Origin of the sequence: Streptomyces sp. NBC_00096 (assembly GCF_045041305.1) — a bacterium.
Classification (GTDB): Bacteria; Actinomycetota; Actinomycetes; order Streptomycetales; family Streptomycetaceae; genus Streptomyces.
Window position 1 is genome coordinate 1,451,683 of sequence record NZ_CP108221.1, and the last position, 20,524, is coordinate 1,472,206.

Here is a 20,524-nt window from a genome sequence, read left to right on the forward strand (position 1 = left end):
GGGGCGGAGACCAAGGAGGTCGGCGTGGACGGCAGCGCCGCTTGGCCGGTCGAGGAGGATCCGGCCGTGGTGGAGGGGTCCGGGCGTAGGCGGGAAGCCGTGGTCCCGGTGTCGGAGGGCTCCCAAGGCCACATCTGCAAGAACCCGGTGGGGGTCGGCAGGGTTTGCGCGGACGGCAGGGGCCAGCCCTCCGAAGGAGGCATCGGCACGGCGCCGAGGGTGAAGGGTGGAGCAGCGTGCGGTGACGCGGGGGCGCCTCCGGCAACGGGCCATGCCTGGAAGCCGGGTGTCATCGATGGCGTCCTCGTGGCGTCGGGCAGGGGCCCCGGGGCAGCCTCAGGCTGGGCGGTGGGCAGCCCGCCGGGGGCAGAGGCCGGTGACACCGGTTGAGCCTCGGAAGCGGACGCCGAGGCTCCGTGGGGCGCGGGCAGAGCGGAGCGGGAGTGCCCTGTCCCAGCGGCGGATGCCAAGCCGGGGGCGGCGGTCTGCGAGTTGGCCGGCGGCGGTACTGGATCGGCTCCTGCCACCCGTGCGACGCCGAGCTCCGTCGGCGCCTGTGTCTGCGTCGGCGGCAGGCCGGTGGGCGCCGACGGGAGTGCCTCAGGCGCGCCGGGAGAGGGGAGCGGCATCGACGGAGAGCCTGCGGAGAGCCCTGCGGGGAGGGCAGCCGCGTCGGGAGCGGACAGCAGCGGAGAGTCGGCGGAGACGCCTGTGCGGAGCCTGGCGTGTGAACCGGAACCTGGCCCGCCACCGGACCGGGATGCGGGCGCGGGCTCCGGCCGGGCAGCGGGCGCGGGCGCGGGCGCGGGCCAGGGAACAGAGCCCGACTCGGACCGGGAAGTGGACCCGGGACCAGATCCGGACTCAGACCGGGAAGCGAGCTCGGGCCGGGGAACAGACCCAGACTCGGACCGGAGAGCGAGCTCGGGCCCAGGACCAGACCCAGACTCGGGACCAGACCCGGACTCCGACCAGGAGGCGAGCTCGGGCCAGGGAACAGACCCAGACTCCGACCGGGAAGCGAGCTCGGGCCCAGGACCAGACCCAGACTCGGAACCAGACCCGGACTCCGACCAGGAGGCGAGCTCGGGCCGGGGAACAGACCCAGACTCCGACCGGGAAGCGAGCTCGGGCCCAGGACCAGACCCGGACTCCGACCAGGAGGCAAGCCCAGGCCCGGGTCCGGGCCCAGACTCGGACCACGGAGCAGAGACGGGACCGGGACCGGACTCTGGACCGGACCAGGCACCAGAACCGGGCCCGGGACCGGACTCAGGCCGGGGGCCAGACCCGGGACTAAAGCCAAAACCGGGACCGGGACCGAGCCCGATGGCTGGACCAAGAACGGGCCCGGGGCCAGGCGTGGGAGCGGGCCAGGTATCTGGAGCGGAGGCGGGACCGGCCCCGGCGCCGGGCTCTGGGTCCGAGGGGTGAGCCGATGGGGACTCCACGGGCAGAGGAGTAGCGGCGGCCGACGGCAGTGGCGGGGTGGCCGAGGCGGGGATGGGCGCCGTTGCTGCGGTGGGCTCGGCGGCCGAGCCGGAACCCGACTGCAGTGGGTAGGCGCCGGTCCCCGGCGTCGGGGTGGCTGCGGGTCGGGCTGGCTCGGGCTCCGCAGCGGGCGGAGTACCGAGGGCCGGGACCGGCGGCGTCGAAGGGGAGCCGTCGACCACCGGCAGGGGCAACCCGGGCACACCCGCCGAGACCGTCAGCGGCACAAGAGGCCCGGGAGGCACGGGCCCACCCGGCGAGACCGGTGACGCCACCAGAGGCCCCAGGGGCACGGGACCACCGGCTGAGACCGGCGACGCCACCAGAGGTACATGAGCCATAACAGGCACGGCACCACCCGCGGAGATCGTCTGTACGGGCGGCACCGGACCACCCGGAGAGGCAGGCGGCGGAGACCCCGCGGTCGGGGGCAAGGGCACGACAGACGTGCTCGGCGGGGCGAGCGCCTCGGACCCACTCGCCAGGAGCAACGGCACGGTGGACCCGCTCAGTGGAGGCAGCGGCGCCCCGGACCCACCCGCCAAGGGCAACGGCGCGGCGAACACGCTCACCTGAGGCAACGGCGCAACAGACCCGCTCAGCGGGGGCAGCGCCCCCGACCCACCCACCAAGGGCAACGGTGCGGCGGGCACGGTGGGCGGCGGCAACGACGCCCCGGACACACCCGCCAAGGGCAGCGACGCGGCGGACCCGCTCAGCGGGGGCAACGGCGCGGCGGACCCACCCACCAAGGGCAGCAGCACGGCGGACCCACTCAGCGGCGGCAGCAGCGCAGCGGGCCCATCCGCCAAAGGCAGCAGCTCGGCGGGCACGGTCGGCGGGGGCAACGGCTCGCCGGACCCACTCCGCGGTGGCAACGGCGCCCCGGACCCACCCGTCAAGGGCAGCGGCGTCGTGGGCCCCGTCGGTGGGGGTGTTGGGGGGAGCGGACCCGTGGGTGGGGAGGTGGGGGTGGGGTGGGTGGGGTTGGGCATCGGGGTCCTTAGCGGCGGGAGGCGGCGGGGATGGCGTCGGCGAGGCGGTCGAGGACGGCCGCGGCCTGTTCGTCGGTCAGGGTCAGCGGGGGAAGGAGGCGCACGACGCTGGAACGGCGGCCTCCGAGTTCGACGATCAGGCCGCGGTCCAGGCAGGCCTCGCGGACGGCCACCGCGAGCTCGGGCGCGGCCGCCCCGGAGTCGGGGTCGATCAGTTCGACGCCGATCATCAGGCCGCGGCCCCGTACGTCCCCCACGCACGCGTGGGCGGGCATCAGCCCGCGCAGGGCGGTGAGCATCCGCGCGCCCAGGGTCCCCGCACGCTCCGCGAGGCCGTTCTCCCGTACGTACGCCAGTGTCGCGGTGCCCGCCGCCATGGCCAGCTGGTTGCCGCGGAAGGTGCCGGCGTGGGCCCCGGGGGTCCACCGGTCCAGCTCCGCCCGGTACACGATCACCGCGAGCGGCAGGCTGCCCCCGATGGCCTTGGACAGCACCATCACGTCGGGTACGACCCCCGCGTGGTCGACGCCCCAGAAGGCCCCGGTCCGCCCGACCCCCGTCTGGACCTCGTCGGCGATCAGCGGGATCCCCCGCGCCGCCGTGAGCTCCCGCATCCCGCGCAGCCAGGCGTCCGGGGCGGGGTGGACGCCGCCCTCGCCCTGGACCGGTTCGACGATCATCCCGGCGGGCGCGGCGACCCCGCTCTTGGGATCGTCCAGCAGGTTCCGCGTCCAGCGGTCCGAGAGCTCCGCGCCCTCGGGCCCGCCGACCCCGAACGGGCAGCGGTAGTCCTGCGGATACGGCAGCCGGGTCACCCGTACGTCCGGCGCCCCGCCCGAGACGGCCAGCGCTCCCGCCGTCATGCCGTGGTAGGCCCCGGTGAACGCGAGCATGCCCGACCGCCCGGTCGCGGTGCGGACAAGCGTGAGCGCGGCTTCCACGGCGTCGGTCCCGGCCGGCCCGCAGAACTGGATGCGGGCGTCCGCTGCCAGCCCCGCCGGCAGGCTGGCGAACAGCTCGGTGGTGAAAGCGTCCTTGACCGGAGTCGCGAGGTCGAGGACGTGGAGCGGGGCCCCGGAGTCGAGGACCCCGCGGATGGCTTCGAGTACCACCGGGTGGTTGTGGCCGAGGGCGAGGGTTCCGGCGCCGGAGAGGCAGTCGAGGTAGCGGCGCCCGTCCGCGCCCTCGATGGTCAATCCCCGTGCGCGTACGGGGACGATGGGCAGGGAGCGCGCGTACGTCCGGGCGGCGGACTCCCGTTGCGCCTGCCGCCGCAGGATGCCCTCCCCCGGGGCCGCACCCGGTCGCGGAACCGGTTCCTCGGAAGTCCCGGGCCCCGGTGCCCGGTTGCTCTGTGGTGGGACGCGTTCCACGGCCGTAGCCTGCTCGCCCGCCAAAGCCACGAGTGTCGCTCCTCCCGCACGGTTGCTCTTCCGGAGTGCGCTTCGAACACCAACGCTGCTCCCCCATCCCCCGTACGTACCAACGACGGTGACGGCGGCGGATCACGGGTGGACCCAAGATCCTTGCCCGTGAGGAGGCGGGCGAGGAAACGGACGGGGGATCGATGGAGAGAGCGACGGGGAGAGCGATTGGGAGAGCGGTGAGGAGAGCGGTGAGAAGGCCCGCGAGGCGGGCTGTGAGGGGCCTGTGCGGAACCGTCCAGGAGTTGGGACCCGGCCCGGGGAACCGGCGCCCCGGGCTGTGCCGTCCCCCACGGCAGCGGCATAGTGGGGGGCTGCAACCCAGGCACCATCCCGAAACACCAGGGGGATTCACGACATGCGACCGATCCGACCGGTCACCGCGATCCTGTGCTCGGCCGCGCTCGCGCTGACCGCCGCGGCCTGTGGACCCGGCGACGGTGACACCGACGCCAAGCCGACCGTCGCGGCGAGCCTTCCGACCAGCCTGGACGGGGTCAAGATCCCGGACGGGCTCAAGGACAAGCTCAAGGAGCACGGCATAGACCTGGAGAAGTGGAAGGGAGGTGCGTGGAAGAACTGGAAGAAGGAGGACTGGCTCCGCGAGGCGGGCGACTACATCAACCCGATCATCGAGGACCTCTGGGACCCGGACCGGATGCGTGACGCCGGCAAGACCCCGCAGCCGCCGGCCGTCGACCCCGACGCGGGCAAGGACCAGGGCGTCACCGACCCGACTCCCGCCGCGGTGGCGGCGAAGGGCGCGAACCCGCCGTACCACCAGAGCGTTCCCGCCTCCGGCAAGGTCTTCTTCGACGGCCCCGAGGGCTCGATGGTCTGCTCGGCGACCGTGATCAAGGACCCGGCGCACCCCGGCAAGTCCAACATGGTCTGGACGGCCGGTCACTGCGTGCACGCGGGCAAGTCCGGCGGCTGGTACCGCAACATCGCCTTCGTTCCGTCGTACAACAACACGGGCAAGGCGGCGGCCGCGCTCAAGGGCGCGCCGCGCGAGCAGGTGGCCCCGTACGGCGTGTGGTGGAGCGACTGGGCGCAGACCTCCGACCAGTGGATCGCGACCGGTGGTCCGACCGGCGGCGCGGGCGCACCGTACGACTTCGCGGTACTGCACGTGACCCCGGAGAAGGGCGGCGGCAAGTCGCTGGAGGAGACGGTCGGTACGGCGCTCCCGGTGGAGTTCAGCGCGCCGGCCGCGCCCAAGATCGCGAACATGACGGCGACCGGTTACCCGGCGGCGGCTCCGTTCGACGGCCAGAAGGCCTTCCAGTGCACCGACAAGCCGGGCCGGCTGTCGCTGAACGCGACCGATCCGGCGATGTACCGCATCGGCTGCACGATGACCGGCGGTTCCTCGGGCGGTGGCTGGATCGCGGCGGGTGCCGACGGCAAGCCCGCGCTGGTGTCCAACACCTCCATAGGCCCGGCCAAGGCGGGCTGGCTGGCCGGACCCCGGCTGGGTCCGGAGGCGAAGGGCATCTTCGACGCCGTGAGCGCCAAGTTCAAGTGACCGGCAGGTCCAAACGACCGGCAGGTCCAAGCGAGCGTCAGGTCCAACTGAGCGCCGAGTTCAAGTGACCGGCACCGCATGACGGAGGGCCCCCGCACCAGCGGGGGCCCTCCGTCATGCGCGCAGCGGCCCGCAGGCCACCGCGTCAGTGCTTCGCGAGCACGTACGGAGCGAACTCCGCCGCCAGTTCCGCGTGCACCCGGGCCTTGAGCAGGGTGCCCTCCGCCGTGTGCTCCTCGGAGATCACCTCGCCCTCGGCGTGCGCCCGGGCGACCAGCGAGCCGCGCGTGTACGGCACCACGGCCTCGACCTCGATCGCCGGCCTCGGCAGCTCGGCGTCGATGAGCGCGAGGAGTTCCTCGATGCCCTGGCCGGTGCGCGCCGAGACGGCGATGGAGCGCTTCTCGATCCGCAGCAGGCGCTGGAGGACCAGCGGGTCGGCCGCGTCCGCCTTGTTGATCACCACGATCTCGGGCACCTTGACGGCGCCGACCTCGCGGATGACCTCGCGGACCGCCGCCAGCTGCTCCTCCGGGGCCGGGTGCGAGCCGTCCACGATGTGCAGGATGAGGTCGGAGTCGCCGACCTCCTCCATCGTGGAGCGGAACGCCTCGACGAGGTGGTGGGGCAGGTGCCGGACGAAGCCGACCGTGTCGGCCAGGGTGTAGACCCGGCCGGACGGCGTCTCGGCCCGGCGCACGGTCGGGTCGAGGGTGGCGAACAGCGCGTTCTCCACCAGGACGCCCGCGCCCGTGAGGCGGTTGAGCAGCGAGGACTTGCCGGCGTTGGTGTATCCGGCGATGGCGACCGAGGGCACCTTGTTGCGGCGCCGTTCCTGCCGCTTGATGTCGCGGCCGGTCTTCATGTCCGCGATCTCCCGGCGCATCTTCGCCATCTTCTCGCGGATCCGGCGCCGGTCCGTCTCGATCTTGGTCTCACCGGGGCCGCGGGTGGCCATGCCGCCACCGCCGCCGCCACCCATCTGCCGGGACAGCGAGGCACCCCAGCCGCGCAGTCGCGGCAGCATGTACTGCATCTGCGCGAGCGCGACCTGCGCCTTGCCCTCACGGGACTTGGCGTGCTGGGCGAAGATGTCGAGGATGAGCGCGGTCCGGTCGACCACCTTCACCTTGACGACGTCTTCGAGGGCGATGAGCTGGCCGGGGCTGAGCTCACCGTCACAGACGACGGTGTCGGCGCCGCTCTCCATCACGATGTCGCGCAGCTCGCGGGCCTTGCCGGAACCGATGAAGGTGGCCGGGTCGGGCTTGTCACGGCGCTGGATGACGCCGTCGAGCACGAGCGCGCCCGCCGTCTCGGCGAGGGCGGCGAGCTCCGCGAGGGAGTTGTCCGCGTCCTGCACCGTGCCGGAGGTCCACACGCCCACGAGTACGACCCGCTCCAGGCGGAGCTGGCGGTACTCGACCTCGGTGACGTCCTCGAGCTCGGTGGAGAGGCCGACCACGCGGCGCAGGGCCGCGCGCTCGGAGCGCTCGAACTGCTCGCCGTCCCGGTCTCCGTCGACCTCGTGGCTCCAGGCGACGTCCTCTTCCATCAGGGCGTCGGCCCGAAGGCTCTCGGTGAAGCTCTGCGGGTCCGCCGCACCCTGTGCGTCGTCCCGCGCGTCCTGGGAAGGGGAAGAAGAGGAGGTCATTGGATCCTTACGTCGTTTTCGAATGCGTCCGCGTCAGACGAAGCGGAGCCAGGGCCAAAGCTACCCCTGCGCGTGACATAACACTGTTACGTCCAACGCGTGACACTCCCCTGAGATTCCCCTCAGCGGAAGCGCCAGTGGCGAGCGGCGAGCGGCCCCGTCGATGGTGGCATGCCCGTTCCGCGCGCGTCACACGCTTTTCGGGGTGCTCCACTCCGGGTGTCCCGGCATCGCCGGCGTCTTCTTCCCGTACAGCCACGGCTCCAGGAAGGCCCCCAGGTCCCGTCCGGCCTCCTGCGAGGCCAGCCGTACGAAGTCCGCCGTACCCGCGATCGCGTCCCGGTTCTCGCCGACCCAGCGCCGCTCCAACCGGTCGAAGGCCTCCGTCCCGATCTCCTGCCGCAGCGCGTAGAGGATCAGCGCGGCCCCGTCGTAGACCGCCGGCCGGAACAGCCCGATCTTCTCGCCCGGGGCCGCCGGCTTCGGTGCGGCCGGGGGGCCGCCGGCCGCGCGCCACTGGTCGGAGCGCTGGTACGCCTCGCGCATGCGCCGCTCCAGGGAGTACTTGCCGAGGCCGTCCGCGTACAGGGCTTCGTACCAGGTGGCGTGGCCCTCGTTGAGCCACAGGTCGGACCACGTGCGCGGGCTCACGCTGTCGCCGAACCACTGGTGGGCCAGCTCGTGGACCATCACGGATTCCACGTACCAATCGGGGTATCCCCCGCTGCCCGCGAAGAGCCCGCTCTCGAACAGCGACAGCGTCTGCGTCTCCAGCTCGAAGCCGGTGCTGGCCTTCGCGATCAGCACCCCGTAGTTCTCGAAGGGATAGCGGCCGACCCGGGCCTCCATCCACTCGATGTGCCCGGCGGTCTTCTTCAGCCAAGGCTCCAGCTTCTCCCGGTCGGCCGCCGGGACCACGTCGCGCAGCGGCAGCCCGTGCGGTCCGGTGCCGTGCAGGACGGCCGATTTCCCGATCGAGACCTGGGCGAGCTCGGTGGCCATCGGGTGCAGGGTCCGGTACGTCCACGTGGTCGCGGCGCCCGCCCGGGGGGCCGGCAGCGCGCCCGGCACACCGTTGGCCACGGCCGTCAGCCCGGCCGGCGCGGTGACGCGGAAGGTGAAGTACGCCTTGTCGGCGGGGTGGTCGTTGCACGGGAAGACCCGGTGGGCGGCGTCGGCCTGGTTGGCCATGGCCAGCCCGTCCTCGGTGACCACCCAGCCGCCGTCGGCGCCGCCGCGCGGATCGCTCGTGTGCCGGACGGTGATGTGCAGGGGCGTGCCCGGCTCCACGGGCCGGGCGGGGGTCAGTACGAGGTCCTCCCCGGCGCTCGCGAACCGCGCCGGCTCCCCGTTGACCTCGGCGGAGGCCGCTTTCCCGTGGGTGAAGTCCAGGTTCACGGTTTCGAGCCGCGTGAGGGTGCGCGCGTCGATGACGGTGACCGCGTCGAGCGGGCTGCGGTTGTCCTTGTAGGCGAAGGACAGGTCGTACGAGAGCACGTCGAAGCCGGGGTTCCCGAGTTCCGGGAACAGCGGGTCGCCGATGCCGAGTGCCGTGGGCGGCGGCACCACGGCGGCGACGAGGGTGAGGGAGGCCGCGGCCAGCAGGGCGGCGCGCAGGCGCGGGGAGGTGAGCTGCATCCCCCACCGCATACCAGCGCCCGTCGAGCGCCCGCGAACGGCGCGCGACGGATCCACCCGAAAGGGGTCGGGTGCGCTACCGGACCGCTCAAGCCCGGCCGGACCGCTCAAGCCCGGCCGGCCGGCTCGAGCCCGGCCGGGACCACTCGAGCGAGGCCGGACCGACCACTCGAGCCCGACCCGGACCGACCACTCGAGCACGGCCGGGCCCCTTGCGCCCGGCCGGACCGCCTACGCCCGGCTGACGTCGTAGACGCCCGGCACGTCCCGCATGGCCCGCATGAGCGCCGGGAGTCCCGCCGCGTCGGGCAGCTGGAGGGTGTAGCTGTGCCGGACCCGCTGTTCGACCGGCGGCTCCACGGTCGCGGAGACCACTTCGACCCCTTCGCGGGCGATGGCCTCGGTCAGATCGGCCAGCAGGTGCGGGCGGCCGAACGATTCGGCGAGCAGGGTGACCCGGCAGTCCGCGGTCGCCCGCCAGTGCACGGCGACGGGGGCCCGGCCCACCGCCCGCATCTGGGCCACCGTCGCGCAGTGGACGCGGTGCACGGTGACGGCACCGCCGCGTACGACGAACCCCTCGACGGCGTCCGGCGGCACCGGCGTGCAGCACCCCGCGAGCCGCACGGTGGCGTCCGGCAGGTCGGCCACGGCGTTGCCGCCGCCGCCGCGGGCCCCGATCACCGACAGCGGCGCCCTGGGAGCGGCCGCGGCGGGCCCGGCGCCGTCGGGATGGGACTCCAGCCAGCTGCTGACGGCGATCCGGGCGGCCGGGGTCTTCGCGTGATCCAGCCAGTCGGCGGCGGGCCCCGAGGAGGCGTCGTGCGCGAGCAGCAGCTGGACGGTGTCCCCGTCCGAGAGCCGGGAGGACAGGGAGGTCAGGCGCCCGTTGACCCGGGCGCCGATACAGCTGTGGGCCGCCTCGCCGTACTGCGCGTAGGCGGCGTCGATACAGCTGGCACCCGCCGGCAGGCCGAGCGTCCCCCCGTCGGCCCGGAACACGGTGATCTCCCGGTCCTGCGCCAGCTCGGAGCGCAGGACGTCCCAGAAGGTGTCGGGGTCGGGCGCCGACTGCTGCCAGTCGAGCAGCCGCGACAGCCAGCCGGGCCGGGTCGGGTCCACCCGCTCCTCGTCGCAGTCGGCCGCCGCGACCTGGTCCGCGGCGGGCGGCGTCGTGTACGGATTGCCGAGCGCCACGACCCCCGCCTCCGCGACCCGGTGCATCTGCCGGGTCCGCACGATCACCTCGGCGACGTACCCCTCGGGCGTGGCGAAGGCGGTGTGCAGGGACTGGTAGAGGTTGAACTTCGGGGAGGCGATGAAGTCCTTGAACTCCGAGATGACCGGGGTGAAGCAGGTGTGCAGCTCCCCGAGCACGGCGTAGCAGTCCGCGTTCTCGCCCACGAGGACCAGCAGGCGGCCGAAGTCGGAGCCGCGCAGTTCCCCGCGCTTGAGGGAGACGCGGTGCACGGAGACGAAGTGCCGGGGCCGCACCACGACCTCGGCGGCGATGCCCGCGTCGCGCAGGACGCTCCGTACGGAGCCGGCGATGGCGGGCAGCGGGTCGCGCTCCCCCGCGTGGGCCGCGATCAGGGCGCGGGTGTGCTCGTACTCCTCGGGGTGCAGGATCGCGAAGACCAGGTCTTCCAGCTCGGTCTTCAGGGCCTGCACGCCGAGCCGTTCGGCGAGCGGGATCAGCACGTCGCGGGTGACCTTGGCGATGCGGGCCTGTTTCTCGGGCCGCATCACGCCGAGGGTGCGCATGTTGTGCAGCCGGTCGGCGAGTTTGATGGACATCACGCGGACGTCGTTGCCGGTGGCGACGAGCATCTTGCGGAAGGTCTCGGGCTCGGCGGCGGCGCCGTAGTCGATCTTCTCGACCTTGGTGACGCCGTCGACGATGAAGCAGACCTCTTCGCCGAACTCCTCGCGCACCTGATCGAGGGTCACCTCGGTGTCCTCGACCGTGTCGTGGAGGAGAGAGGCCGTCAAGGTGGTGGTCTCGGCTCCGAGTTCGGCCAGGATGAGGGTGACGGCGAGCGGATGTGTGATGTACGGCTCACCGCTCTTGCGCATCTGACCGCGGTGCGAGGTCTCGGCGAGCAGGTACGCGCGGCGCAGGACGGACAGGTCCGCGTCCGGGTGGTGGGCGCGGTGCGCCTCGGCGACATGGCCGATGGCGTCGGGCAGGCGGTCCCGGGGCGTGGGCCCGAGCAGCGCAGCACGTCCGAGTCGTCGCAGGTCAAGCCTGGTCCGGCCGCGTCTGCGAAGTTCAGGGAGCGCTTCGGGACGTGCTTCGGGGTTCGTGGCCTCTGCACTCATGGGCACCTCCGACGGCTTCGACCGGCGGTGGTGGGCATGGGGTGAGCCCGCAGGGCCGGTGCCTGATGCTACCGACCCCACCACGTGGCGCAGTCCACCTCTCGCTCAGCGTGAAACGGATCACCCATTAGAGGGAAGCTTTAGACGAAAGCCGTTTCGGTGAGCCAGGCGGGATCGAACTCGCCCTCGGCCACGATCACGGCGGGTCCGGTCATCTCGATCCGGCCGTCGGGGTGTTCGGTGATGACCAGCGTGCCGCCGGGCAGATCGACGGTGTACGTGACGGGCTCGCCGGTGACGGCCGGGTCCGCGCCGTCCCGGCGGATGGCGGCCACGGCGACCGCGCAGGCGCCGGTGCCGCAGGAGCGGGTCTCGCCGGAGCCGCGCTCGTGGACGCGCATGGCGACGTGCCGGGGGCCGCGGTCGACGACGAACTCGACGTTGACACCCGTCGGGTAGGCGGACGCCGGGCTGCACGGGGGCGGGTCCAGCAGCTTCCCGGCGTCGTCCAGGCTGTCAACGAACGCCACCGCGTGCGGGTTCCCCATGTTGACGTTGCGCGCGGGCCAGGAGCGGTCTCCGACGGAGACCGTGACTTCGCCCTCGGGCAGTTCGGCGCGGCCCATGGAGACGGTCACGTCACCGGTCTTGTCGAGGTACACCCGCTTGACTCCGCCGCGGGTGGCGACGGCCAGCTCGCCGGGCTCGGTGTGTCCCGCGTGCTGGAGGTAGCGGGCGAAGACGCGGACGCCGTTGCCGCACATCTCGGCGACGGAGCCGTCGCTGTTGCGGTAGTCCATGAACCACTCGGCCTCGTCGGCCATGTGCGCCGCCTCGGGGTGCGCGGCGGAGCGCACGACGTGCAGCACGCCGTCCGCGCCGATCCCGGCCCGCCGGTCGCACAGCCGCGCGACGGCGCGGGCCGGCAGCTCGATGGCGTTGTCCGGGTCCGGGACGATCACGAAGTCGTTCTCGGTGCCGTGGCCCTTGAGGAAGGAGAGGCTGGTCTGCGTCACCGCCCCATGGTACCGAGCCCGCGGCCACCGCGGCCGGTACCGGATCCGCGGCCACCACAGCCGGTACCGGGCCCGCGGCTACCGCAGCCGGGCCACCCGGTACACCGCGAGGGCTACGAGGCCCAGCGCGAGCAGCGCGTACAGCAGGGCGAGGCGCCAGTCGGGGCGCAGGCCCGAACCGCGGGCCGGGAGCCCCGGCAGGGCGTAGCCCACGCGGCGCGCGGCCATCATGCCCCAGCCGCCCGCGCAGCTCATGAGGAGGAAGCCGAGCATGGCGACGACCGCTCCGCCGTCGCCGAACTCGAAGGCGAGCGGGAAGGCGAACATCAGGGACCCGGCCGCGGCCAGCACGACGATGGGGGCGATCTGCCACAGCCGCAGCCGGCGCTGCGGACGCAGCTCGACCTCGAACTCGGGTGCGGCGGCGGCCTCCACCTCGGTGCGGTCCGGAGCGTCCGGGCCGTCGGGGGTCAGCCGTGCGGGTTCTGCGGGCAGTCCGAGTCCGCCGACGTCCGCGAGGGCGCCGTGAAGCATCGGGTCCGCTTCCGGCCGGGTGTCGTCCCGACCGGTGTCACGAGGGCCGGCCTCCATCGCCACGCGCCCTCCCCACTCGGACTTCGTACGCCGCCGTTCACCGCCGGTGACGGCACCGGCGGAAGTTTGATGATGGCACGCCAGCGACCCCCGGACAGGCGCCCGGGGCGTCCCGATGCCATCACGTGATCAGGCTGTGACCGCTCGTTCGACCAACGACTGCGCGAGTCCGGCGAGTTCCCCACGGTCAGCGACGGCCCCGCTGAGCCAGTGCACCCTCGGGTCGCGGCGGAACCACGAGTCCTGCCGCCGGGCGAAACGCTTGGTGGCGCGGACCGTCTCGGCGCGCGCCTCCTCCTCCGTGCACTGCCCGGCGAGCACGTCCAGCACCTGCTGGTAGCCGAGCGCTCTGGAGGCGGTGATTCCGTCGCGCAGCCCCGCGGCCTCCAGGGCGCGGACCTCGTCCACCAGTCCGGCCTCCCACATCCGGTCCACGCGCAGCGCGATCCGCTCGTCGAGCTCGGGCCGGGCCACGTCCACGCCGATCTGGACCGTGTCGTAGACGGACTCGTGGCCGGGCAGGTTCGCGGTGAACGGCCTCCCGGTGATCTCGATGACCTCCAGCGCGCGCACGATGCGGCGGCCGTTGCTGGGCAGGATGGCCTGGGCGGCGGCCGGGTCGGCGGCGGCGAGGCGGGCGTGCAGGGCGCCGGGGCCGCGCAGGGTGGCCTCGGCCTCCAGCCTGGCCCGGACCTCGGGGTCGGTGCCGGGGAACTCCATGGCGTCGAGCGCGCCGCGCACGTACAGGCCGGAACCGCCGACGAGGACCGGCGTACGGCCCTGGGCGAGCAGCTTGTCGATCTCGGCGCGGGCGAGGCGCTGGTACTCCGCGACGCTCGCCGTCTCGGTGACGTCCCAGATGTCGAGGAGGTGGTGCGGGACCCCTCCGCGCTCCTCGGCCGTCAGTTTGGCGGTGCCGATGTCCATCCCCCGATACAGCTGCATCGAGTCGGCGTTGACGACTTCGCCGTCGAAATGACGGGCCAGGGCCACACCGAGATCCGACTTTCCGGCCGCGGTGGGCCCGACGACGGCGATGACCCGCGGGGCGGGGGCTGCTTTCTTCACCGCACCAGTCTCGCAGCCCCTCGTCAAGGTACCGCCATGTACCCGATCGAGCTACGTGACGTGACCGGATCGGGGTCGTTGCCTTGGCGGGGTTCCGGCCCGGCGTGCGCCCGTCGTACGCCCGGCCCGTGACCGGCGCGGGCCGGTCCGTCCAGGGCGGAACTTCACTCCCACGAGTAACGTTATAGGAGTAGACATGGGCATTTTGGACCGGCTTCTCGGCCGCAAGAGCCAGGCGACGACCGAAGAGGCCGTCACCGAGGACCTGACGGCGGAGTCCGCGACGGCCGACGAGGCCGGGACCGAGGCGACTGTGGCGGAGGAGAGCGCGGTGGAAGCCGTGGAGATCCCGAAGCAGCAGTCGGCGGAGGTCAGCGCGGACAGCGAGGCCGCAGAGGGTGCCCGTTCGTAGTTACCCGCCATTGGAAGGTGACCCATGGGCCTGCTGGACAATCTGAAGGCCAAGCTCGCGCCCGCCAAGGACAAGGTCGGCGACCTCGCTGCACAGCACGAGGGCAAGATCACCCAGAATCTGGAGAAGATGGCCAAGGCCGTCGACTCCAAGACCAAGGGCAAGTACAGCGGCCAGATCTCTAGCGGCGCGGACAAGGCGAAGGACGCCCTGGGCAAGATCGCGCACAAGGACACGCCCGGCGGGCCGACACCGCCGGCCGCCTCCTGACGCGTTCCCGTGATTCCACGGAGGGGCGCGGCACCACCGAGCGTGGTGCCGCGCCCCTCCGTCGTGTCCGGGGGCCGCGGCGTGTCTACGGGGCTACCCGACTACGGGCCACGCGGCCACGCGGCTACGCGGCTACGACCAGGCGGCGACGAAGTACCCGACCCCGTACGGGGCGTCCTCGTACAGCAGCCGCCCTTCGAGCCCGGCGCCCTCCGCGGCCCCGGCGAGCACCTGCCAGGGGGCCCGCCCGGCGGCCTGGAGCTCGGCGGCGAGCCCCGCGTCGAGGGCGGCGAGCGCGGGCAGGTCGGCGGCGGCGAGCGCGCGGGCGGCCTCGGCGTCGAAGGCGGCCGCGCGTTCGTCGAGGTAACCGGGGGCCTTGAGGGAGCGGCAGGCGCTGCCGTCACCCATGACGAGCAGCGCGACCCGGGCTTCGCGGGCGGCGAGCTCCCGGCCGGCCTCCAGGCACTTCTCGGTGTCCTGCGGCCCGGCGACCCCGAACCCCTCCAGGGGCGCGGCGCCCCAGCCCGCCCGGCCGAGCAGCCAGGCACCGACGGAGAGGGAGGTGGGCAGCAGGCGCGGCCCCTCCTCGCCCTCTCCCAGCCGTACGTCGGCCCCGGCCCCGAATCCGCGGAAGGTGCCGCGGGAGCCCTGGGGGTAGGCCCCCTGGTGGTCCGGGTCGGCGGCGCCGACCACGACGAGCAGATCGGGCCGGGAGGCGGCGAGCACGGACAGCGCGTCGGAGCACGCGGTGCGGGCGGCGGCGAGTTCGGTGGCGGCGCCCGTGGCGAGCTCCGGCAGGAGCATCGGCGGGGTGGGGCAGACGGCTGCGGCTACGAGCATGATCCGCAGCGTAGCCGCAGCCACCCACACCCGTCCCACCTCCGCCCGAACCGGCCCCCGGACCCCGGGACGCGGCCCTGCACGCCGGCCGGGCGGGTGTGCCGCTGCGCGGGGCGGGGTCCCCTACCCGCCCTTCCACCGTTCCCTGGGGCTCCGCCCCAGACCCCGCGCCTCAAACGCCGGCGGGGCTTGATCTATCCAGCCTCGCCGGCGTTTGAGGCGCGCGATCAGCCCGTCCGGCGCTTGAGGACCGGCCGTGTCACCGCCGTGCCACCGGCCGGACGGAGTCCGGCGCAGCGGTGCGAGCGGCGCGTCAAAAAAGGGTGCGCGCGTCAGGAAGACGCGGGTGCCGCGCAGCCCGACGTCGTCACCGGGAGCGGCGCCGGGACGCCCAGCGTCGGGATCCCGAGGAGTACGCCCTTCGGCTGCGGCGGGGCCGCGTTGCGCTTCTCCCACGCGTCGCCCGCACGCGTGCGGCGTACCGCCTGGGTCGGCCCCTCCGCCAGGAGGTGGTGCGGAGCCGCGTAAGTGATCTCCACGGTCACCACGTCACCCGGACGGACCTCGGCCTCCGGCTTCGTGAAGTGCACCAGGCGGTTGTCGGGGGCCCGCCCGGACAGGCGGTGCGTGGCTCCGTCCTTGCGGCCCTCGCCCTCCGCGACCATGACCTCCAGCGTGCGGCCGACCTGCTTCTTGTTCTCGTCCCAGGAGATCTCCTCCTGGAGGGCGACCAGGCGCATGTACCGCTCCTGGACGACCTCCTTGGGGATCTGCCCCTCCATGTCGGCGGCCGGGGTCCCGGGGCGCTTGGAGTACTGGAAGGTGAACGCGTTCGCGAAGCGGGCCTCGCGCACGGCGTGCATCGTCTGCTGGAAGTCCTCCTCCGTCTCGCCGGGGAAGCCCACGATGATGTCGGTGGAGATCGCCGCGTGCGGGATGGCCGCGCGGACCTTCTCGATGATGCCGAGGAAGCGCTCCTGGCGGTACGAGCGGCGCATCGCCTTCAGGATGGTGTCCGAGCCCGACTGCATCGGCATGTGCAGCTGCGGCATGACGTTGGGGGTCTCGGCCATCGCCGCGATCACGTCGTCCGTGAAGTCGCGCGGGTGCGGGGAGGTGAAGCGGACCCGCTCCAGGCCTTCGATGGCACCGCAGGCGCGCAGCAGCTTGGAGAAGGCCTCGCGGTCGCCCAGGTCGGAGCCGTAGGCGTTGACGTTCTGGCCGAGCAGGGTGATCTCGGAGACGCCCTCGGCGACGAGCGCCTCGACCTCGGCGAGGATGTCGCCGGGACGGCGGTCCTCCTCCTTGCCGCGCAGCGCCGGGACGATGCAGAAGGTGCAGGTGTTGTTGCAGCCGACGGAGATCGAGACCCAGGCGGCGTACGCGGACTCGCGCCGGGTCGGCAGCGTGGAGGGGAAGGCCTCGAGCGACTCGGCGATCTCGATCTGCGCCTCTTCCTGGATGCGCGCGCGCTCCAGCAGGACGGGCAGTTTGCCGATGTTGTGCGTGCCGAAGACCACGTCGACCCAGGGGGCGCGGTCCACGATCGTGTCGCGGTCCTTCTGCGCGAGGCAGCCGCCGACGGCGATCTGCATCCCGGGGCGCTTGGTCTTCATCGGGGCGAGGCGTCCGAGGTTGCCGTAGAGCTTGTTGTCGGCGTTCTCGCGGACGGCGCAGGTGTTGAACACGACGACGTCGGCGTCACCGTCGGAGCCCTCGGGGGCGCGGACGTACCCGGCGTCCTCCAGCAGGCCGGACAGCCGCTCGGAGTCGTGCACGTTCATCTGACAGCCGTACGTCCGGACCTCGTACGTTTTCACAACAGTCGCCTCGCCCTCAGTGCTCACCCAGCAAGGGTACGGGGCCGTCCGGGCGGCCCGTCCCGGGCGGCCCCCGGTGACCGGGGCGCGCGGGGCCGCCCCGGCGGGCCGTGACAGGAGGGCGAGTCGGTGGCAGGATCGCGGCCATGCCTCTCGTACCGCCCCGGATCAGCAGGCGCCGTGCCCTGCGGGCCCTGGTGGCCGTGCTGGCCGTGCTCTGCGCCCTCCTCTGGTGGCTGCGGCCCTTCGGCCGGCCGGAGCTCACGGGTGAGCTCACCTTCAGCACGGGGGTCCAGACCGGGGTCTACCACCGCTACGGCCAGCTGCTGGAGCAGGCGCTGGCCAAGGACATCCCCGGGGTCAGGGTCCGGCTGCAGACCAGCGAGGGCTCGCAGCAGAACCTGCAGCGGGTGGCCGACGGCGAGGCGGACTTCACGGTGGCGACGGCCGACGCGGTGGCCAAGTACCGCGTCGACGGGAAGCCCGGCGCCGACAGGCTGCGGGGCTGTGCCCGGCTCTACGACGACTACGTGCAGCTGGTGGTGCCCGCCGGGTCGCCGGTCCAGTCGGCGCGGGACCTGCGCGGCAAGCGGGTGGCCGTCGGACAGAACGGTTCGGGGGTGCGGCTGATCTCGGAGCGGATGCTCACGGCCGCGGGCCTGGACCCGGCCCGCGACATCACCCCGGTGTCCATCGGCATCGACACCATGCCGGCGGAGCTGGAGGACGGCTGGATCGACGCGTTCTTCTGGTCGGGCGGACTGCCGACCAATGCCGTGCGCGAGCTCTCGGAGCGGTTCGAGATCCGGCTGGTACAGCTCGGCGACCTGCTGGAGGCCCTCCAGGCCAGTGGCAGCCCCGCGCGCTACTACCGGGCGGCGGTGATGCCCCAGGACGCCTACGCGCGTGCCCGCAACACCTCGACGGTGGCCACCGTGGCGGTGCCGAACCTGCTGGTGACCCGGGAGGACACGGGCGCCGAGCTGACGGAGCAGTTCACCAAGACCGTGATCAACAGCCGGGACGAGATCGGGCGCCAGGTCCACGCGGCGCAGCTGGTGGACCTGCGGACCGCGATCTACACGGATCCGCTGGAGCTGCACACGGGCGCGGCCCGGTACTACCGCTCAGTGAAGCCGTAAGCGAAGCCGTAACCGCAGCCGTGGAGCCGTGGTCCCGAGGTCTCTCGGGCCCCGCCGGGCTCAGGACCGCAGCAGCATCGTCGCCGCCGCGGCCGCGCCGATCAGCCCCGCGTGCGTGCCCAGCGTCGCCGGGACGACCTGGAGCTCCTTGACGAACGACAGGGTCGCGTACGAGGCCAGGTGCGTGCGGACCGGACCGAAGAGGGTCTCTCCGGAGGCGGCCACGCCGCCTCCGATGACGGCGATGTCGGTCTCGACCAGGGTCGCGGTGGCCGCGATGGCGGCGGCCAGCGCCCGGCCCGCGCGGTCGAAGGCGGCCACGGCGACCGGGTCACCCGCGGCCGCGGCGGCGGCCACCCCGGCCGCGGTGGGGTCACCGGACGGAACCCACCCCTGGGCCAGGGCCCAGCGCGAGATCGCGGTGCCGGAGGCGATGGACTCCACGCAGCCGATGCCGCCGCACGCGCACGGCTCCCCGTCGAAGGCGACGCTGATGTGCCCGATGTGGCCCGCGTTCCCGGTGGGACCGGGGTGCAGCTGGTTGTTCAGGACGAGTCCGCCACCGACGCCGGTGGAGACCACCATGCAGAGCGCGTTGGCGTGGCCCCGGGCCGCGCCCAGCCAGTGCTCGGCGGCGGTCATCGCCACCCCGTCACCGGCCAGCACCGTCGGGATCCGCGCCCCGTGCTCCGCGAGTTCCGCCTCCACCCGGGCTTGGACGGGGAAGCCCCGCCAGGCGCCGATGTTGACCGGGCTGACCGTGCCGAGCGCGGTGTCCACAGGGCCCGCGCTGCCGATGCCGCAGCGGACCGCCGAGGACCACAGCGGGGACTTCGCGAGTTCCGCGACGACCTCCGCGACGGCCGCGAAGACCGTGTCCGCGTCCGCGCCGCGGGGGGTCGGGCGGCGGGTGGTGGCCGTCATCGTGCCGTCCGGGTCCACCAGTGCGCCGGCGACCTTCGTACCGCCGATGTCGATCGCGACCGTCGGGCCGGGATCGACCGGCGCGCCGGCGCGGGGGGCGGGGAAGGCGGAGGTGGGAGTGGGGGTGGTCACGGTGGCTCTCCAGGGAGGGGTCGGTTTCAGTATGCGGCCGGCGGCGGGGCCGTACTCTCCCGGGGCTCCAGCCTGGGCCGCTCGCTCTCGCGGCACCTCGGCGGGCTTCCCGCGAGGACGGCGAGGAGTTCCTCCGCGGCGAGCCGGCCGAAGCCCGCGGTGTCGCGCACCAGGGCCGTGAGCCGGGGGTGGGTGACCCGGCAGAGCGCGGAGTCGTCCCAGGCCACGACCGAGAGTCGGCCCGGCACCGGGATGCCCAGCTCGGAGGCGACGGCGACGCCGGCCACGGCCATCACGTCGTTGTCGTAGACGATCGCGGTCGGCGGCCGGTCCTCGGCGAGGAGCCGCCGGGTGGCCGCCGCGCCCTCGGCGTCGGAGTAGTCGGTGGCGACCGAGCGCACCTGCCCGGGGCCGAGCCCGAGCCGCTGCGCCTCGGCGCGCAGCGAGCGGATCCGGCGCTCGGTGTGGGCGAGACCGGGCAGTCCGGCGACGTGCGCGATCCGGCGGTGGCCGAGCCCGTACAGGTGGTCGAGCACCTGCGCCATGGCCCCCGCGTCATCCGCCCGGACGGCGGACAGCCCGAAGGGCGGGCCCCCCGCCCCCGCCGGGCCGGTCCCCCCGGGCAGGCCGGTGTCTCGCGCCGGGCCGGTCCCCCCGGGCAGGCCGGCGTCCCCCTCCGGGCCGGTCCCTCCGGGCAGGCCTCCCGCCATCGGCAGCCCCGGCCCCCCGGACTGACCGCTCACCCCAGGCTCCCCCGGCTGCCCCAGCTGCCCCGGCAGACCCGGCTCCCCCACCGTGACGGCGGGCAGGGCCAGCTGTGCGAGGAGGGCCGGGCGCGGGTCCTCGGTCCTCGGGTCCACGACGACGACCCCGTCCACCCGCCGCTCGGCCCACCACCGGCGGTACACGGCGCATTCGGCGTCGATGTCCTCGACCACCTGGAAGAGCAGGGCGATCCGCCCGGCGGCCAGGACCTCCTGGATGCCGGAGACCAGCTGGAGGAAGAAGGACTCGACCCCGAGGGTGTGCGCGGGCCGGGCCAGCACCAGTCCGACGGCGCCGCACTGTTCGCCGGAGAGGGCGCGGGCGGCGCTGTTGGCCTGCCAGCCGAGTTCTTCGGCGACCCGCCTGATGCGGGCGCGGGTGTCCTGGGAGACCCCCGGCCGGTTGTTGAGCGCGAAGGAGACGGCGCTCTCGGACACCCCGGCCTGCCGGGCGATGTCCTTGATGGTGGGTCTGCGGGCCATGGCCTGT

General features: G+C 73.5%; 15 protein-coding genes. 4 read left to right on the forward strand and 11 right to left on the reverse strand.

Annotated elements, in window-relative coordinates; translation table 11 throughout:
• Positions 1-2,494: 2,494 nt before the first annotated feature.
• Positions 2,495-3,766 (reverse strand): diaminobutyrate--2-oxoglutarate transaminase family protein, encoded by a 1,272-nt coding sequence (locus OG904_RS06030; protein ID WP_405497791.1) that lies wholly within the window; start codon positions 3,764-3,766, stop codon positions 2,495-2,497.
• A gap of 502 nt (positions 3,767-4,268) precedes the next feature.
• Here OG904_RS06030 and OG904_RS06035 point away from each other — a divergent pair.
• Complete coding sequence (locus OG904_RS06035) at positions 4,269-5,438, forward strand: hypothetical protein (RefSeq protein WP_405488138.1); 1,170 nt, start codon at positions 4,269-4,271, stop codon at positions 5,436-5,438.
• A gap of 145 nt (positions 5,439-5,583) precedes the next feature.
• Here the strand turns inward: OG904_RS06035 and hflX are convergent, their stop codons facing one another.
• From hflX to miaA, 6 genes are all read right to left on the reverse strand, one after another.
• Complete coding sequence (hflX, locus tag OG904_RS06040; RefSeq protein WP_405488140.1) at positions 5,584-7,092, reverse strand: GTPase HflX; 1,509 nt, start codon at positions 7,090-7,092, stop codon at positions 5,584-5,586.
• 189 nt (positions 7,093-7,281) lie between these two features.
• Positions 7,282-8,730 (reverse strand): M1 family metallopeptidase, encoded by a 1,449-nt coding sequence (locus OG904_RS06045; RefSeq protein ID WP_405488142.1) that lies wholly within the window; start codon positions 8,728-8,730, stop codon positions 7,282-7,284.
• 231 nt (positions 8,731-8,961) lie between these two features.
• A complete protein-coding gene (locus OG904_RS06050) occupies positions 8,962-11,052 on the reverse strand; it encodes a RelA/SpoT family protein (RefSeq protein ID WP_405488144.1) in 2,091 nt (696 codons plus the stop codon).
• Between the two features lie 140 nt (positions 11,053-11,192).
• Positions 11,193-12,068: a diaminopimelate epimerase gene (gene dapF / locus OG904_RS06055; protein ID WP_405488146.1), complete on the reverse strand. Its 876-nt coding sequence runs from the start codon at positions 12,066-12,068 to the stop codon at positions 11,193-11,195.
• Between the two features lie 78 nt (positions 12,069-12,146).
• Positions 12,147-12,659 (reverse strand): hypothetical protein, encoded by a 513-nt coding sequence (locus OG904_RS06060; RefSeq protein WP_405497793.1) that lies wholly within the window; start codon positions 12,657-12,659, stop codon positions 12,147-12,149.
• A gap of 132 nt (positions 12,660-12,791) precedes the next feature.
• Positions 12,792-13,730 (reverse strand): tRNA (adenosine(37)-N6)-dimethylallyltransferase MiaA, encoded by a 939-nt coding sequence (gene miaA / locus OG904_RS06065; RefSeq protein WP_405488148.1) that lies wholly within the window; start codon positions 13,728-13,730, stop codon positions 12,792-12,794.
• A 196-nt stretch (positions 13,731-13,926) separates the two neighbouring features.
• Between miaA and OG904_RS06070 the strand changes: the two genes are divergently transcribed.
• Positions 13,927-14,142 carry a hypothetical protein gene (locus tag OG904_RS06070; protein WP_405488150.1) on the forward strand — a complete coding sequence of 72 codons (216 nt, stop codon included), beginning with the start codon at positions 13,927-13,929 and terminating at the stop codon, positions 14,140-14,142.
• 24 nt (positions 14,143-14,166) lie between these two features.
• Positions 14,167-14,412, forward strand: coding sequence for an antitoxin (locus OG904_RS06075; protein ID WP_405488152.1), 246 nt, complete (start codon positions 14,167-14,169; stop codon positions 14,410-14,412).
• Positions 14,413-14,544: 132 nt separating this feature from the next.
• Here the strand turns inward: OG904_RS06075 and OG904_RS06080 are convergent, their stop codons facing one another.
• Positions 14,545-15,252 carry a hypothetical protein gene (locus OG904_RS06080; RefSeq protein ID WP_405488154.1) on the reverse strand — a complete coding sequence of 236 codons (708 nt, stop codon included), beginning with the start codon at positions 15,250-15,252 and terminating at the stop codon, positions 14,545-14,547.
• Between the two features lie 332 nt (positions 15,253-15,584).
• Positions 15,585-17,099: a tRNA (N6-isopentenyl adenosine(37)-C2)-methylthiotransferase MiaB gene (miaB, locus tag OG904_RS06085; RefSeq protein ID WP_405488156.1), complete on the reverse strand. Its 1,515-nt coding sequence runs from the start codon at positions 17,097-17,099 to the stop codon at positions 15,585-15,587.
• Between the two features lie 119 nt (positions 17,100-17,218).
• Between miaB and OG904_RS06090 the strand changes: the two genes are divergently transcribed.
• A complete protein-coding gene (locus OG904_RS06090; RefSeq protein WP_405488158.1) occupies positions 17,219-18,214 on the forward strand; it encodes a TAXI family TRAP transporter solute-binding subunit in 996 nt (331 codons plus the stop codon).
• 60 nt (positions 18,215-18,274) lie between these two features.
• On the opposite strand, the gene OG904_RS06095 is transcribed toward OG904_RS06090, so the two are convergent.
• Both OG904_RS06095 and OG904_RS06100 read right to left on the reverse strand, forming a co-directional pair.
• Complete coding sequence (locus tag OG904_RS06095) at positions 18,275-19,192, reverse strand: ROK family protein (protein ID WP_405497795.1); 918 nt, start codon at positions 19,190-19,192, stop codon at positions 18,275-18,277.
• A 104-nt stretch (positions 19,193-19,296) separates the two neighbouring features.
• On the reverse strand, positions 19,297-20,517 hold the full coding sequence (locus OG904_RS06100) for a substrate-binding domain-containing protein (RefSeq protein ID WP_405488160.1): 1,221 nt from the start codon (positions 20,515-20,517) through the stop codon (positions 19,297-19,299).
• Positions 20,518-20,524 lie beyond the last annotated feature (7 nt).

Coding starts and splice junctions, on each gene's coding strand:
- OG904_RS06035 (WP_405488138.1), top strand. CDS start 4,269: ATGCGACCGATCCGACCGGTCACCGCGATCCTGTGCTCGGCCGCGCTC.
- hflX (WP_405488140.1), bottom strand. CDS start 7,092: ATGACCTCCTCTTCTTCCCCTTCCCAGGACGCGCGGGACGACGCACAG.
- OG904_RS06045 (WP_405488142.1), bottom strand. CDS start 8,730: ATGCAGCTCACCTCCCCGCGCCTGCGCGCCGCCCTGCTGGCCGCGGCC.
- OG904_RS06050 (WP_405488144.1), bottom strand. CDS start 11,052: ATGAGTGCAGAGGCCACGAACCCCGAAGCACGTCCCGAAGCGCTCCCT.
- OG904_RS06060 (WP_405497793.1), bottom strand. CDS start 12,659: ATGGAGGCCGGCCCTCGTGACACCGGTCGGGACGACACCCGGCCGGAA.
- OG904_RS06070 (WP_405488150.1), top strand. CDS start 13,927: ATGGGCATTTTGGACCGGCTTCTCGGCCGCAAGAGCCAGGCGACGACC.
- OG904_RS06075 (WP_405488152.1), top strand. CDS start 14,167: ATGGGCCTGCTGGACAATCTGAAGGCCAAGCTCGCGCCCGCCAAGGAC.
- OG904_RS06080 (WP_405488154.1), bottom strand. CDS start 15,252: ATGCTCGTAGCCGCAGCCGTCTGCCCCACCCCGCCGATGCTCCTGCCG.
- OG904_RS06090 (WP_405488158.1), top strand. CDS start 17,219: ATGCCTCTCGTACCGCCCCGGATCAGCAGGCGCCGTGCCCTGCGGGCC.
- OG904_RS06100 (WP_405488160.1), bottom strand. CDS start 20,517: ATGGCCCGCAGACCCACCATCAAGGACATCGCCCGGCAGGCCGGGGTG.